The organism is Shinella zoogloeoides (assembly GCF_030733845.1).
GTDB lineage: Bacteria > Pseudomonadota > Alphaproteobacteria > Rhizobiales > Rhizobiaceae > Shinella > Shinella zoogloeoides_C.
Map to the genome: position 1 here is coordinate 3579312 of NZ_CP132311.1, position 13436 is coordinate 3592747.

At 63.7% G+C, this 13436-nt stretch carries 16 protein-coding genes; 10 read left to right on the forward strand and 6 right to left on the reverse strand.

The genetic code is table 11. The features are described 5' to 3' along the window. Nucleotides 1–58: 58 nt before the first annotated feature. Both Q9316_RS18575 and Q9316_RS18580 read left to right on the forward strand, forming a co-directional pair. The gene (locus Q9316_RS18575; RefSeq protein WP_306033040.1) at nt 59–1261 is read left to right on the forward strand and encodes a divergent polysaccharide deacetylase family protein; all 1203 of its coding nucleotides are present in this window, start codon (nt 59–61) and stop codon (nt 1259–1261) included. Between the two features lie 9 nt (nt 1262–1270). Beyond that, the gene (locus tag Q9316_RS18580; RefSeq protein WP_306033041.1) at nt 1271–1798 is read left to right on the forward strand and encodes an RNA pyrophosphohydrolase; all 528 of its coding nucleotides are present in this window, start codon (nt 1271–1273) and stop codon (nt 1796–1798) included. A gap of 57 nt (nt 1799–1855) precedes the next feature. Here Q9316_RS18580 and bfr read toward each other — a convergent pair whose 3' ends face one another. After that, on the reverse strand, nt 1856–2341 hold the full coding sequence (gene bfr, locus Q9316_RS18585; RefSeq protein ID WP_306033042.1) for a bacterioferritin: 486 nt from the start codon (nt 2339–2341) through the stop codon (nt 1856–1858). Further along, entirely contained in the window at nt 2307–2618 is a 312-nt protein-coding gene (locus tag Q9316_RS18590) for a (2Fe-2S)-binding protein (protein WP_306033043.1), read from the reverse strand. The genes bfr and Q9316_RS18590 overlap by 35 nt, the downstream gene beginning before the upstream one ends. A 390-nt stretch (nt 2619–3008) precedes the next feature. Here Q9316_RS18590 and Q9316_RS18595 point away from each other — a divergent pair, with 390 nt between their 5' ends. Continuing rightward, nucleotides 3009–3443, forward strand: a complete 435-nt coding sequence (locus tag Q9316_RS18595; RefSeq protein ID WP_306033044.1) for a metallopeptidase family protein — start codon at nt 3009–3011, stop codon at nt 3441–3443. Nucleotides 3444–3466: 23 nt separating this feature from the next. On the opposite strand, the gene Q9316_RS18600 is transcribed toward Q9316_RS18595, so the two are convergent. Together Q9316_RS18600 and Q9316_RS18605 are read right to left on the reverse strand one after the other, a co-directional pair. Further along, on the reverse strand, nt 3467–3673 hold the full coding sequence (locus Q9316_RS18600; RefSeq protein ID WP_306033045.1) for a DUF1737 domain-containing protein: 207 nt from the start codon (nt 3671–3673) through the stop codon (nt 3467–3469). Beyond that, entirely contained in the window at nt 3670–4581 is a 912-nt protein-coding gene (locus Q9316_RS18605; protein ID WP_306033046.1) for an HpcH/HpaI aldolase/citrate lyase family protein, read from the reverse strand. The genes Q9316_RS18600 and Q9316_RS18605 overlap by 4 nt, the downstream gene beginning before the upstream one ends. A gap of 108 nt (nt 4582–4689) precedes the next feature. Between Q9316_RS18605 and Q9316_RS18610 the strand changes: the two genes are divergently transcribed. From Q9316_RS18610 to Q9316_RS18630, 5 genes are all read left to right on the forward strand, one after another. After that, on the forward strand, nt 4690–4938 hold the full coding sequence (locus tag Q9316_RS18610) for a hypothetical protein (RefSeq protein WP_306033047.1): 249 nt from the start codon (nt 4690–4692) through the stop codon (nt 4936–4938). Nucleotides 4939–5095: 157 nt separating this feature from the next. Beyond that, nucleotides 5096–5701, forward strand: coding sequence for a 3-isopropylmalate dehydratase small subunit (gene leuD, locus Q9316_RS18615; RefSeq protein WP_306033048.1), 606 nt, complete (start codon nt 5096–5098; stop codon nt 5699–5701). Between the two features lie 5 nt (nt 5702–5706). After that, nucleotides 5707–6087 (forward strand): RidA family protein, encoded by a 381-nt coding sequence (locus Q9316_RS18620; RefSeq protein WP_306033049.1) that lies wholly within the window; start codon nt 5707–5709, stop codon nt 6085–6087. 108 nt (nt 6088–6195) lie between these two features. Then, entirely contained in the window at nt 6196–7305 is a 1110-nt protein-coding gene (leuB, locus tag Q9316_RS18625; RefSeq protein WP_306033050.1) for a 3-isopropylmalate dehydrogenase, read from the forward strand. Between the two features lie 122 nt (nt 7306–7427). Beyond that, the gene (locus Q9316_RS18630) at nt 7428–8123 is read left to right on the forward strand and encodes a phosphatase PAP2 family protein (protein ID WP_306033051.1); all 696 of its coding nucleotides are present in this window, start codon (nt 7428–7430) and stop codon (nt 8121–8123) included. A 57-nt stretch (nt 8124–8180) separates the two neighbouring features. Here the strand turns inward: Q9316_RS18630 and Q9316_RS18635 are convergent, their stop codons facing one another. Continuing rightward, the gene (locus Q9316_RS18635) at nt 8181–10070 is read right to left on the reverse strand and encodes an MFS transporter (RefSeq protein ID WP_306033052.1); all 1890 of its coding nucleotides are present in this window, start codon (nt 10068–10070) and stop codon (nt 8181–8183) included. A gap of 472 nt (nt 10071–10542) precedes the next feature. Between Q9316_RS18635 and Q9316_RS18640 the strand changes: the two genes are divergently transcribed. Together Q9316_RS18640 and Q9316_RS18645 are read left to right on the forward strand one after the other, a co-directional pair. After that, a complete protein-coding gene (locus Q9316_RS18640; protein ID WP_306033053.1) occupies nt 10543–11577 on the forward strand; it encodes an aspartate-semialdehyde dehydrogenase in 1035 nt (344 codons plus the stop codon). Between the two features lie 220 nt (nt 11578–11797). After that, nucleotides 11798–12619 (forward strand): lytic murein transglycosylase, encoded by an 822-nt coding sequence (locus tag Q9316_RS18645; RefSeq protein WP_306033054.1) that lies wholly within the window; start codon nt 11798–11800, stop codon nt 12617–12619. 95 nt (nt 12620–12714) lie between these two features. Here the strand turns inward: Q9316_RS18645 and Q9316_RS18650 are convergent, their stop codons facing one another. Next, nucleotides 12715–13356: a carbonic anhydrase gene (locus Q9316_RS18650; RefSeq protein WP_306033055.1), complete on the reverse strand. Its 642-nt coding sequence runs from the start codon at nt 13354–13356 to the stop codon at nt 12715–12717. Nucleotides 13357–13436 lie beyond the last annotated feature (80 nt).

Here is a 13436-nt window from a genome sequence, read left to right on the forward strand (position 1 = left end):
TGCACGGGGCCCGTGACCGCACGGGCCCCGTTTTCCTTCCGGCCGGCACGGACTGACCTTGGGCACAGACATTCACGCACCGCTCGGCCAGGACCGCAAGGCAAGGCCCGGACCGTCGGGACCGTCACGGTTCCCCGCGCGCAACGTCGTGTTCACACTCGCAGTTGCCGGCATGCTCGGCTTTTCCGGCTGGACCGCGCTCGCGCCGAGCGGCCTGCGCACCGCACCGCTTGCGGAGCCAGTTGAAGACGCCTCCTCCCAGACACCGACCGGCGACAAGACCGACCATAAGACCGCGGAAGCCGGCGACGGCGTGCGCCGCGCGAATGGCCTTTCCGGCGCCCGCGTCGAGGAAACCCGGACCGACAACGGTAATGTCGTACGCAAATATTCGCCCGGCACGCGCGACGGCACCGGCCCGCTCATTATCGAGGCGAACCGGATCGGTCAGGATTCCCGCACGGCAGCCTTCCCGAACGAAGACCTGCTGGAAGAGACCCCGGACGGCAAGATCCCCGTCGTCGGCCTCGACGGCACGCGGCCGATGGATCAATATGCACGACCCTGGTCCGGCGCGCGCGGCACGCGCATCGCCATCGTCGTCGGCGGGCTGGGCCTCAGCCAGACGGGCACGCAGCGCGCGATCCGCGAACTGCCGGGCGAGGTGACGCTCGCCTTCGCCGCCAGCGGCAACAGCCTGCCGCGCTGGATGCAGGAGGCGCGCCGCGACGGCCACGAGATTCTGCTGCAGATGCCGCTGGAGCCCTTCGACTATCCGCAGAACGACCCCGGCCCCTACACGCTGCGCACCGATCTCGGCGAAGCTGGAAATCTCGCCGAACTGCACCGCGCCATGGCGAAGATCACCAACTATACCGGCATCGTGAACTTCATGGGCGGCCGCTTCCTCTCCGATGCCGACGCGCTGGAGCCTGTCATCCGCGACATCGCCGGCCGCGGCCTGCTGTTCCTCGACGACGGCAGCACGGCGCAGTCGCTGTCGGGCACACTCGCGGGCGCCGTCGAGGCGCCGCATGCCTTTGCCGACCTCCAGCTCGATGCCGATCTCTCCGAGGCGTCGGTGCTGAAGAAGCTCGACGAGCTGGAACGCATCGCCCGGCGCAACGGCACGGCGATCGGCATCGCCTCGGCCTTCGATGAAAGTGTGGACGCGATCCGTAAATGGTGCGAGGAAGCGGGAACCCGCGGCATCGAGATCGTCGGCGTCGCCTCGCTCGCAACCGTTCCCGCCAGAAAATAGGAACTTTCGATGGCCAAGGAAAAGCACAAGGTGGTTCGGGCCGAGGACCTGCCCTACCGCCCCTGTGTCGGCATCATGGTGCTGAACGCCGAAAACAAGGTCTGGGCCGGCCGGCGCATTGCCGTCGGCAATTCCGAATACGACGGCTCGCCGCAGCTCTGGCAGATGCCGCAGGGCGGCATCGACAAGAACGAGGACCCGCTGGAAGCGGCCTGGCGCGAACTCTACGAGGAAACCGGCATCAAAAGCGCCTCGCTGCTCGCCGATGCCGGCCGCTGGATCAACTACGACCTGCCGCCGCACCTCATCGGCATCGGCCTCAAGGGCAAGTATCGCGGCCAGACGCAGCGCTGGTTCGCCTTCCGCTTCGAAGGCGAGGAGAGCGAGATCGCCATCAACCCGCCGCCAGGCGGGCACGAGGCCGAATTCGACGCCTGGGAATGGAAGGCGATGCGCGACCTGCCGGGGTTGATCGTGCCCTTCAAGCGCAAGGTCTACGAGGAAGTCGTCGAAACCTTCGCGCATCTGGCCCCCTGACAAACAAAAATCCCCGGCAAAGCCGGGGATTTTCGCATTCGGGATAGGCAGAAAGCTTTATTCGGCTTCGTTGGCCGGCGCGGCGTTGAGCTGGCCGTACTTTTCCTCGCCGAGCTTGCCGAACAGTTCGAGCTGGGTCTCCAGGAAGTCGATATGGCCTTCCTCGTCGATCAGCAGCTCTTCGAACAGCTTCATGGTGACGTAGTCGCCGGCCGCGTGACAGATGTCGCGCGACTTCTTGTAGGCCGCGCGGGCGTCGTATTCGCCGGCAAGGTCGGCTTCCAGCACTTCCTTGACGTTCTGGCCGATGCGCAGCGGTGCGACGGTCTGGAGGTTCGGGTGGCCTTCGAGGAAGATGATGCGGGCGACAAGCTTATCGGCATGCTGCATCTCTTCGATCGATTCGGCGCGCTCCTTCTTGGCGAGAAGCGTGTAACCCCAGTCCTCCAGCAGGCGGTAATGCAGCCAGTACTGGTTGACAGCACCCAGCTCGAGATAGAGCGCTTCGTTAAGCTGCTCGATGACTTTTGTGTCGCCTTTCAAGGTCCGCTCTCCTGTTTTCTTCATGGAATTGTTTGAGGCGGGTCATGAAATCAAATATCTCGTCGTCCGTCGAGTCACGGCGGGCGTGGTACTGCTCGGTTGTGCGGATGATGATGTCCACCACATTGGGAAAACAGCCGCAGCAACGGCCGCGCTTCTGCATCGCGTGATAGACTTTTGCAGGCACGATGAGCTGCCAACAGTCCTCGTCGAGGAGGCTGTTGATCACGTCAACGATTTCCTTATCGGTGATGAAGTTGCAGCTGCAAACCAGCATTTCGTCTTGCCTGTCATACGCAAAGTACTGAGTTTTCGGGATTAAGCAAAAGGGGACCTTTGTTGTCAAGAATGAACAGGTCAGCCTTGTTGACTCATAAATTTAGAGTCGTTCTAATCTTGATTAAAAATATCGCCTTTTCATACGGTTACTGCATGTCAACCGACCGCAGGCCGCGCCCGAGGTGCGTCAAACTGACCGATCACGTTTTGTTGCAAAACGCCTGCCGAGGCCGGATCTTTCGTGCAAGGACACCGTTCCGGAAAATCCCGGGCGATCGAATCGTCCAGCAGGGTGACGCGTCCGCGCGCACCGAACGCAGGCGGTTCATGCAAATTCGACCCTCGAAAAACGCTGGAAATCGTCTATATGACGGGCAAAGGAGAGCCTATGGCCCGCATTGACCAGACCGAGGATTGGCGCAACCGCCATGCCCCGACAATCAGCACGTTCGAATCCCTGGCGCTGGAGGCCTATGGCCACCTGCCGGAAGAGTTCCGTGCGCTGACGGGCAACCTCATCATCGAGATCGCCGAATTCCCGAGCGACGACGTCTTTGAAGACATGGCGCTGGAAACGCCCTTCGACCTGCTCGGCCTGTTCGAGGGCCGCGGCATCAGCGAGCGCTTCACCGTCGAGACCGGCGAAATGCCCAACCGCATCACCCTCTACCGCCGCCCGATCCTCGATTACTGGGCGGAGAACGAGGAAACCCTCGGCGACATCATCACCCACGTCCTCATCCACGAGATCGGCCACCATTTCGGCCTGTCGGACGACGACATGGAGCGCATCGAGGCAAGCGCGGAAATCGCGGCGGGGTGAACCCGCCGCCATTCGCGTCGGGATTACTGCTCGGAAAGCTTGATATCCGGCGTGTATTCCTTGCCCGGAACGTCCTTCACGACCGCCTGGCCGCACTGCATGACCTTGGCCTCGGCATTGTAGGCGTAGCTCGGCGAGCCGTGCAGTTCCCAGCCCTTGTTCAGCGCCAGCGTCACCTTGTGGCAGAACGAGGCGTCGTCGGGGGCGGTCAGGAAGCGGTAGACTTTCATGCGTTCTTCTTTCTCTCGTTTATCAGGTCGGCCTTGGCGAGAAGACGCCCGGCCTGGTCGGCATGGAGTTTTTCGACCATGCGTCCGGCAAGGTTGATGACCGCCTTGCCGGCGTTTTCCGGCGCAGCGAAGGCGGCGACGATAGCGAGCGCCTCGGCCGCCTCGGCCTCCGTCACGCCATAGGCCTCGTTCGCCGCCGCGATCTGCGCCGGATGGATCAGCATCTTGCCGTCGAAGCCCATGTGGCGGCCCTGCCGGCACTCCGCCGCAAGGCCCTCCTCATCGGCAAAATCGTTGAACACGGCATCGACGACATCGAGCCCCGAGGCCCGTGCCGCCACCACGACCTGCAGCAGCAGCGGCACAAGATAGGGTCGGCCGGCAATATCGGCGATGCCGGTCTCCTTGCGCAGGTCGTTGAGGCCGACGACGAAGCAGTCGAGCCGGCCGCCATGGGTGCGGCCCGTCTCGGCGAGCGGCGCGACGTTGAGCAGGCCGGCCGCGGTCTCGATCATCGCCCAGAGCCGCGGGCCGTCGTCCGCACCCGCCTCGGAAAGCCAGTCGGCGACGGTCAGGACGTCCTGGGGTTCCGACACCTTCGGCAGCAGCACCGCATCGGGCATGCATTCGAGCACCGCTTCCAGGTCGAGCACGCCGTCCGGCCCATCGAGCGTGTTGATGCGGATGACGTGCTCGCAGCCGGACGACCGGTCGAGCGTCTCGAAATGTGCGATGAGGGCGGCGCGCGCATCCGCCTTCTTCTCGGGCAGCACGGAATCTTCGAGGTCGAAGATGATTGCGTCGCAATCGAGCGCGGCGGACTTGGCAAGCGCCCGGGCATTTGCGGCGGGAACGCTCAGCACCGAGCGGCGCAGGCGAAGCGGATGGTGGTGGGGTGTCCTGTTCATCCGTCCTTTTTGCCGCGCTTTGTCGCAGGCCGCAAGCACTACGAAATTCGGCCTTGCAATGGACAAAATCGGCCCCCACATTGCTTCTCAGAGAAAGGGCAAATCAAAATGCAGCGTATCCGCTCCATCGTCTTCACCGTCCTCAGCCTGATGATCGCAGGCGCGACCTTCCTGTTCGCCGCCTCCGTGGGCCTTGCCATCGCCGGCATCGTCGCCGTGCTGATGCTCGGCTCCATGCTTGCCGCCAAGCTCCAGCCGGCGCCGGTCCGCGCGACCGCCCGCAACGATCGCAGGGCAGCCGGCCAGCGCGAACCGCGCATCTGGAACGACGGTCGCGGCACGATCATCGATCTCTGAAGCCGCACCCTTCCCGAGGAAGAGACACCCGGGCGCGCTTTCGCGCCCGGCATTTGCGTTTGCAGCCCGGGTTTCCCGAAGATTCTCCTTCAAATTCCGGGAAAACTGATCTAAACGCTTGCACCAACCGATATCACCGCATTTCGAGGGTTTCCGCATGGACAAGTTCGTCAAGCTGACCGGCGTCGCCGCGCCGCTTCCCGTCGTCAATATCGACACGGACATGATCATCCCGAAGGACTACCTCAAGACGATCAAGCGCACCGGCCTCGGCAAGGGCCTCTTCGCCGAAGCGCGCTACAACGAGGACGGCAGCGTCAACGAAAGCTTCGTGCTGAACAAGCCGGCCTACCAGAACGCCACGATCCTCGTCGCCGGCGACAATTTCGGCTGCGGCTCCTCGCGCGAGCATGCGCCGTGGGCGCTGCTCGACTTCGGCATCCGCTGCGTGATTTCCACGAGCTTCGCCGACATCTTCTACAACAACTGTTTCAAGAACGGCATCCTGCCGATCGTCGTCAGCCAGGAAGACCTGGACAAGCTGATGGACGACGCCAGCCGCGGTTCCAACGCCATCCTGACCGTTGACCTGGAAGCTCAGGAAATCACCGGTCCCGACGGCGGCCGCATCGGCTTCGAGATCGACGCCTTCCGCCGCCATTGCCTGCTGAACGGCCTCGACGACATCGGCCTGACGCTGGAAAAGGCGACGTCGATCGACAGTTTCGAGAAAGCCACCGCGTCCTCGCGTCCCTGGGCTTGAAGCGCATGCGCCGGCTGATCTCCTCCGGCTCCCCTTTCGAAGCGACGGCGGGCTATTCGCGCGCCGTCGTCGAGGGCAACTGGTGCTTCGTTTCCGGCACGACCGGCTACGACTATGCCACCATGATCATGCCCGAAAGCGTCGAGGAGCAGACGCGCAACTGCCTTGCCACCATCGGCAAGGCCCTGGAGGACGCCGGCTTCTCCTTTGCCGACGTCGTGCGCTGCCACTACTATGTCACCGAAGCGGCCTTTGCCGACCGCGTCTTCCCGATCCTCGGCGAGACCTTCGGTTCGATCCGCCCCGCCGCCACCATGGTCGTCTGCGACCTCATCCGGCCGGAAATGCTGATCGAGATCGAGATGACGGCGCTGCGCCGCAGCTAGCCAAAAGGCGAAGGCGCCCGCGCAAAATTCTTTCTTCCCGATGATTTTCCTTGAACGGAAGTTGCGCTAAGAAGCGCCCAACCCTTCCGTGACATCAAGGAAAATCCCATGACAGCGCGTAACCTCCTCCTTCTGCCCGGCGACGGCATCGGCCCGGAAGCCATGGCGGAAGTCCGCAAGATCATCGCCTATATGAACGCCGAGCTCGGCGCCGGCTTTGAAACCGACGAAGGCCTCGTCGGCGGCTCGGCCTATGACGCCCATGGCGCGGCGATCTCGGAAGGCGACATGGAGAAGGCGCTCGCGGCGGACGCCGTGCTGTTCGGCGCCGTCGGCGGCCCGAAATGGGATGCCGTGCCCTATGAGGTACGCCCGGAAGCCGGCCTGCTTCGCCTGCGCAAGGACCTGAAGCTCTTCGCGAACCTGCGCCCGGCGATCTGCTACCCGGCGCTCGCGAATGCCTCCTCGCTGAAGCCCGAGCTGGTCGAAGGCCTCGATATCCTCATCGTGCGCGAGCTGACCGGCGGCGTCTATTTCGGCGAACCGAAGGAGATCATCGATCTCGGCAACGGCCAGAAGCGCGGTATCGACACGCAGGTCTACGACACCTACGAGATCGAGCGCATCGCCGGCGTCGCCTTCGAGCTGGCCCGCACGCGCGGCAACCGCGTCTGCTCGATGGAAAAGCGCAACGTCATGAAGTCCGGCGTGCTGTGGAACCAGGTCGTGACGGAAACGCACAAGCGCAGCTATTCCGACGTTCAGCTCGAGCACATGCTGGCCGATGCCGGCGGCATGCAGCTTGTGCGCGCGCCGAAGCAGTTCGACGTCATCGTGACGGACAACCTCTTCGGCGACATGCTTTCCGACGTCGCTGCCATGCTGACCGGTTCGCTCGGCATGCTGCCGTCCGCCTCGCTCGGCGCGCCGGATGCCAAGGGCCAGCGCAAGGCGCTCTACGAGCCGGTGCACGGCTCGGCGCCCGATATCGCCGGCAAGGGCATCGCCAACCCGATCGCCATGATCGCCTCCTTCGCCATGTGCCTGCGCTACTCGTTCAACATGGTCACGGAAGCCGACAACCTCGAAAAGGCGATTGCCGACGTTCTCGACAGCGGCATCCGCACCGGCGACATCATGGCCGAGGGCAGCCGCCAGGTCGGCACCGCCGAGATGGGCGACGCGATCCTCGCCGCCTTCAAAAAGCTTTCCGCCTGAAACAGGCGACACAACTGAAAAGGCTCCCGGCGCACCAGCCCCGGGAGCCTTTTTCGTTTTCCGCCCTTGAAATGCCGGCAACCGCCAGCACATGGAGGCAACGCCGCCTTCAAGGGACGACCATGAACCGATCGCTCGCCACCTCCACGCTCTGGATACTCGCCGCCACCGTCGTGCTCGTCGTGGCCCTCGTTCCCTTCGATCCAACGCTATCGCAACGCGCGCAGGGCCTACCCGGCGGCATCGTCGCCTTCAACGAGCGCATCACGGATTTCGGCACTTTCGCCTGGATGATCTACGGTTCCGGCTTTCTGGTCATCGTCGCCTATATCGTCCACCGGATCAGCCGGAACGAGACCACCGCAGGCCGCGCCAGAACCGCGTGGCGCCTGCCGCTCTACTTCTTCCTGACGATCGGGGCGACGAGCGCGCTGGTCCATCTCTTCAAGCTGATCGTCGGCCGCGCGCGGCCGGAGCTCTTTTCCGAGCACGGCGCCTACAGCCTGACGCCCTTCGCCTATGACGACCTCTATTCCAGCTTTCCCTCCGGCCACTCAGCGGCGGTCGGCGCTTTCTTCGGCGCCTTCTCCATGCTGGCGCCGCGGCTGCGCCCGCTCTTCCTCATCGGCGCCCTGATGATCGGCGCCTCCCGCGTCATCGTCGGCGCGCACTATCCAAGCGACGTGGCCGCCGGCCTGCTGCTCGGTCTGTGGACCGCCGTCGCCACCGCCTTCTTCTTCGCGCACCGGCAATGGCTCTTCCGTTTCGACGAACGCGGCTGGCCGCTGCCCAAATCGCTTCTTGCAAAACCCCAATGAAAAACCGGCCCGTGTCGCCACGGGCCGGCTCGTCATGAACGGATCGGAAGGGGGTGATCAGTCCATGGCGTGGATGTCGCGGTCCTTCGTTTCCGGCAGGAAGAGAAGGCCGATGACAAGGGTGATGCCGGCGAAGACGATCGGATACCAGAGGCCATAGTAGATATCGCCCTGGGCCGCGCTCATCGCGAAGGCCGTTGCCGGAAGCAGGCCGCCGAACCAGCCGTTGCCGATATGATAGGGCAGCGACATGCCGGTGTAGCGGATGCGGGTCGGGAACAGTTCGACCAGCAGGGCTGCGATCGGGCCGTAGACCATCGTGACATAGATCACGAGCACGGTCAGCACGGCGATGATCGTGACCCAGTTCACGTTCGCGGGGTCGGCGACCATGGTGAAGGCGCCGGCCTTGTCGATCGTGTAGACGGCCATGTCGGTGGCGCCGGCGGCTTCTTCGGCCGTCAGCAGCTTGGCCGTGACGAGGTCGGCCGCGGGCATGGTCGCCTTCTCGCCGGCGCGGATGGCGGCGGCATCGAGGGCGAGTTCCGGGTTGGCGGCGACGAAGGCGTCGAGCTTGCTGTCCGGAACCTTGGCTGCGCCGCGGACCAGCGGATAGCCGGCATCGTGAAGCGCGATGTTGACGTCCTTCTTGAACCCGGCGTCGAGCGCCTTTGCCTGGTCTGCCGAGGCGATGGCGTCGTAGCTCGTGATCGTCTTTTCGCCGATCTTGACCGTGGCCGGCGTACCGGCAGCCGCCGTGGTGACGACGTCATAGGGTACGGAGTTGCGGGTCAGGAAGTCGGTCGCGATGTCGCAAGAGGTGGTGAACTTCGCCGTGCCTGTCGGGTTGAACTGGAACTTGCAGTCGCCCGGAGCGGCGGTGACCGTTGCACGGACCGTATCCTGCGCGGTGGCAAGCGCCGGGTTGCCGGCCCAGGTCAGCGCCTTGAACAGCGGGAAGTAGGTCAGCATGGCAAGCAGCAGGCCGGCCATGATGATCGGCTTGCGGCCGATCTTGTCCGACAGCCAGCCGAAGAAGACGAAGAAGCCGGTGCCCAGCAGCAGCGAGGCCGCGACCATCAGGTTCGCCGACTGACCGTCGACCTTCAGCACGCCCGTCAGGAAGAACAGCGCGTAGAACTGGCCGGAATACCAGACGACGGCCTGGCCGACGACGGCACCGAACAGTGCGAGCAGCGCGATCTTGGCATTGCGCCACTGGCCGAAGGCTTCGGTCAGCGGGGCCTTGGAGCCCTTGCCCTCTTCCTTCATCTTCGCAAAGGCGGGCGATTCGTTCATCTTCAGGCGGATCCAAACGGAAACGCCGAGCAGGATGGCCGAGAGCAGGAACGGGATGCGCCAGCCCCAGGCGGCGAATGCTTCCTTGCCGACCATGAACTGCACCGCGAGGATGACCACCAGCGACAGGAACAGGCCGAGCGTCGCCGTCGTCTGGATCCACGATGTGAAGTAGCCGCGCCGGCCGTCCGGGGCATGCTCGGCCACATAGGTGGCAGCGCCGCCATACTCGCCGCCGAGCGCCAGGCCCTGCAGCATGCGCAGCAGGATCAGGATGATCGGGGCGGCGATGCCGATGGACGCGGCACCGGGCAGGAGGCCCACGACGAAGGTCGAGAAGCCCATGATGAGGATGGTGACGAGGAAGGTGTATTTGCGGCCGACGAGATCGCCGAGGCGGCCGAACACCAACGCGCCGAACGGACGCACGAGGAAGCCGGCGGCGAAGGCGAGCAGCGCGAAGATATTGCGCGTCGTCTCGGGATACTGGCTGAAGAAGGTCGCGCCGATATAGATCGCCAGCGAACCGTAAAGATAGAAATCGTACCACTCGAAAACGGTGCCGAGCGAAGAGGCGAAGATCACCTTCTTCTGCTCGCCCGTCATGGGCGTCGCCTTGGCGTTGCCCACCGTCGAAACATTTGCCATTTGTTTGTCCTCCACAAAAACGGCATACCGGGGCAGCCCATGCTGGTCCGGAGTTTCTCCCTAAAACGCCGGACGGGGTGCGCCTCGATGAAAGAATGGCAGAAAACCCATGGCCGCATCAGCGCTGCTTTGGGCTTATGACTTTCGATGTACGACTTAGGTCGCAGGCACACGATCCGTTACGGAACGCTTGACTCTTCGGCAGATGAGCGTATTCAGCACGCACGCAAAGGAACCTGCATGTACCGCCTTGGACAATCCATCGCCCGCATGATCGCTCCGGCCTTCAACGCCGGACGGGTTCGCTATTGCGTATCGATTTCCAAAACAACGGCCAAAACGACGACGAAAACCGTCTGACGTCTCTGGCCCACCGCTCTCTCCCCGGTATGGCCGGGGACCGAAACCCGCGTCACGGCCGGCGGGTTTCCCCTCCTGACCCGCGGAGAGACAGAGAAAGAGAGCTTTAGACATGGGTTTCAAGATTGCAATCGCCGGCGCGACCGGCAATGTCGGCCGCGAGATGCTGAACATCCTCGCCGAGCGCGGCTTCCCTGCCGATGAGGTCGTGGCACTGGCATCCGCCCGCTCGCAGGGCACCGAAGTCTCCTTCGGCGACAGGACGCTGAAGGTGCAGAACCTCGAAAACTACGATTTCTCCGACACGGACATCTGCCTGATGTCGGCCGGCGGCACGGTTTCGCAGAAGTATTCACCGAAGATCGGTGCCCAGGGCTGCGTCGTCATCGACAATTCCTCGGCCTGGCGCTACGACGCGGAGGTTCCGCTGATCGTGCCGGAAGTGAACCCGGACGCCATCGCCCAGTTCAGCCGCAAGAACATCATCGCCAACCCGAATTGCTCGACCGCCCAGCTCGTCGTCGCGCTGAAGCCGCTGCATGACCGCGCCACGATCAAGCGCGTCGTCGTCTCGACCTACCAGTCCGTCTCGGGCGCCGGCAAGGAAGGCATGGACGAGCTCTTCCAGCAGACCCGCGCCGTCTTCGTCGCCGACCCGGTCGAATCGAAGAAGTTCACCAAGCGCATCGCCTTCAACGTCATTCCGCACATCGACAGCTTCATGGAAGACGGCTACACGAAGGAAGAGTGGAAGGTTCTCGCCGAGACCAAGAAGATGCTCGACCCCAAGATCAAGGTGACCTGCACGGCCGTGCGCGTTCCCGTCTTCATCGGCCATTCCGAATCGGTCAACATCGAGTTCGAGAACGAAATCACCGCGGACGAGGCCCGCGAGATCCTGCGCGAGGCGCCGGGTTGCCAGGTCATCGACAAGCACGAGAACGGCGGCTACATCACCCCGTACGAATCGGCCGGTGAGGACGCCACCTACATCTCGCGCATCCGCGAGGACGCAACCGTCGAAAACGGCCTCAACATGTGGGTCGTCTCCGACAACCTGCGCAAGGGTGCCGCCCTCAACGCCATCCAGATCGCGGAACTGCTCGTCGCCCGCGGCCTGATCAAGGCGAAGAAGCAGGCCGCCTGAAAAAAGGTAGGGACGTTCCGCGTTTCGGTGAAAAGTGGCAACGTTCCCTTAACCAACTATAAATAAAAGTCCCGGTTGTTCCGTCTGAGAACAATCGGGACTTCGCTTTGAACCGGTCCGGCAAGGATGCCGGGCATGTTCACGGCATGGTGCGGTGACAGGAACAGGGGAGCATGGCATGCTCCCGCAGCGGAATTTGACGAAGATCACGGGGTTTTTCATGGGCATGACAAAGAGCGTGGCCAAGGTGCTGGCCGCAATGATCGCTACGGCAGCGCTGCCGGCGATGGCTGAAGCAGCAAGCTGCGGCAACGATGCGGGCGGTTTTCCGTCCTGGGTGGAATCCTTCAAGGACGAGGCGGCAAGCCGCGGCATCAGCCGCTCGACGCTGGACAAGGCCTTCGCCAATGTCAGCTACGCCCGCGCCACGATCCGCGCCGACCGCGGCCAGAAGAGCTTCAAGCTCTCGCTCGACCAGTTCATGCAGAAGCGCGGCGGCCAGGCGATCATCCGCCGCGGCAAGAGCCTGAAGCAGCAGAACGCCGCCCTCTTCAAGCGCATCGAGAGCCGCTACGGCGTGCCGGCCGGCCCGCTTCTGGCGATCTGGGGCATGGAAACCGGCTTCGGCGGCTTCCTCGGCAAGGAACACACCATCTCGGCCGTCGCGACGCTCGCCTATGACTGCCGCCGTTCGGACTATTTCACCAATCAGCTCTATGCCACGCTGCAGCTCGTGCAGAACGGCACGCTCAGCACCTCGGCACGCGGCGCGGCGCACGGCGAAATCGGCCAGACGCAGTTCCTGCCGGCCAACGTCCTGAAATACGGCGTCGACGGCGACGGCAACGGCCGCATCGACCTCGTCGGCTCGAAGGCCGACGCGCTCGCCTCCACGGCGAACTTCCTGCGCGGCCACGGCTGGAGCGCCGGCGGCGGCTACCAGCCGGGCGAAGGCAATTTCGGCGCCCTGCAGGGCTGGAACGCGGCAAGCGTCTACCAGCGCGCGATCGCCATCATCGGCGCGGAAATCGACGGCAACTGATCGCCGGCATCTTCCGAATGCAAAAAACCCGGTGCGAGGCTTCGCGCCGGGTTTTTCGTTGAAAGCTTTCGCGATTCGGAAAACGCGAAAATGCTCTAAAGGCTCGGCCGCATGAAATCGCCGGTCTTGGCATCCATGACCCAGAGTTCGCCGGTCGAAATGTCGAACCAGGCGCCATGCAACTGCACACGGCCCTTTTCCTCCAGGATGCGCACGCAGGGGAAGGTCCTGAGGTTGTTGAGCGAGTTGCGGATGGATACGCGCTCCAGCGCCCGCTGGCGCTCGGCCCGAGTGAGGATCTCGGCGCCCTGGATCTGTTCGGCGACCGGCTTCAGCATGCCCATCCACTTACCGATGAAATCGCCGGGCGACAGCGGTTCGGCATCCGGGTCGAGCGCGGCGGAAATGCCGCCGCAGCGGCCATGGCCCATCACCACGATGTCGCTGACCTTCAGCGACTGCACGGCGAATTCGAGCGCGGCCGAGGTTGCGTGGAACTGGCCGTCCGGCTCGTAGGGCGGCACGAGGTTGGCAACGTTGCGCACGACGAAGAGCTCGCCCGGCCCGCTGTCGAAAATCGTTTCCGGCGCGGCGCGGGAATCGCAACAGGCGATCACCAGCGTCTTCGGTTTCTGGCCGGTTTCGGCGAGTGCCCTGTAGCGCGCCGACTGCTCGGCATAGCGGCCGGACATGAAATTGCGATAGCCATTCAGAAGACGATCGGGAAAGCGGTTCATGTGTCGGAATACCCCCGTGATACGATCTGCCGGACGAGGCTCCATCCGGCTTGACGCATAAACCACTCCAAAGGGCACGG

What these genes read in the sequence shown, in the direction of transcription:
- Q9316_RS18650 (WP_306033055.1), bottom strand. Translation starts at nt 13,356, where the DNA reads ATGAACCGCTTTCCCGATCGTCTTCTGAATGGCTATCGCAATTTCATG.
- Q9316_RS18605 (WP_306033046.1), bottom strand. Translation starts at nt 4,581, where the DNA reads ATGAACAGGACACCCCACCACCATCCGCTTCGCCTGCGCCGCTCGGTG.
- Q9316_RS18590 (WP_306033043.1), bottom strand. Translation starts at nt 2,618, where the DNA reads ATGCTGGTTTGCAGCTGCAACTTCATCACCGATAAGGAAATCGTTGAC.
- Q9316_RS18580 (WP_306033041.1), top strand. Translation starts at nt 1,271, where the DNA reads ATGGCCAAGGAAAAGCACAAGGTGGTTCGGGCCGAGGACCTGCCCTAC.
- Q9316_RS18620 (WP_306033049.1), top strand. Translation starts at nt 5,707, where the DNA reads ATGCGCCGGCTGATCTCCTCCGGCTCCCCTTTCGAAGCGACGGCGGGC.
- Q9316_RS18600 (WP_306033045.1), bottom strand. Translation starts at nt 3,673, where the DNA reads ATGAAAGTCTACCGCTTCCTGACCGCCCCCGACGACGCCTCGTTCTGC.
- Q9316_RS18645 (WP_306033054.1), top strand. Translation starts at nt 11,798, where the DNA reads ATGGGCATGACAAAGAGCGTGGCCAAGGTGCTGGCCGCAATGATCGCT.
- Q9316_RS18630 (WP_306033051.1), top strand. Translation starts at nt 7,428, where the DNA reads ATGAACCGATCGCTCGCCACCTCCACGCTCTGGATACTCGCCGCCACC.
- leuB (WP_306033050.1), top strand. Translation starts at nt 6,196, where the DNA reads ATGACAGCGCGTAACCTCCTCCTTCTGCCCGGCGACGGCATCGGCCCG.
- leuD (WP_306033048.1), top strand. Translation starts at nt 5,096, where the DNA reads ATGGACAAGTTCGTCAAGCTGACCGGCGTCGCCGCGCCGCTTCCCGTC.
- Q9316_RS18640 (WP_306033053.1), top strand. Translation starts at nt 10,543, where the DNA reads ATGGGTTTCAAGATTGCAATCGCCGGCGCGACCGGCAATGTCGGCCGC.
- Q9316_RS18610 (WP_306033047.1), top strand. Translation starts at nt 4,690, where the DNA reads ATGCAGCGTATCCGCTCCATCGTCTTCACCGTCCTCAGCCTGATGATC.
- Q9316_RS18635 (WP_306033052.1), bottom strand. Translation starts at nt 10,070, where the DNA reads ATGGCAAATGTTTCGACGGTGGGCAACGCCAAGGCGACGCCCATGACG.
- Q9316_RS18595 (WP_306033044.1), top strand. Translation starts at nt 3,009, where the DNA reads ATGGCCCGCATTGACCAGACCGAGGATTGGCGCAACCGCCATGCCCCG.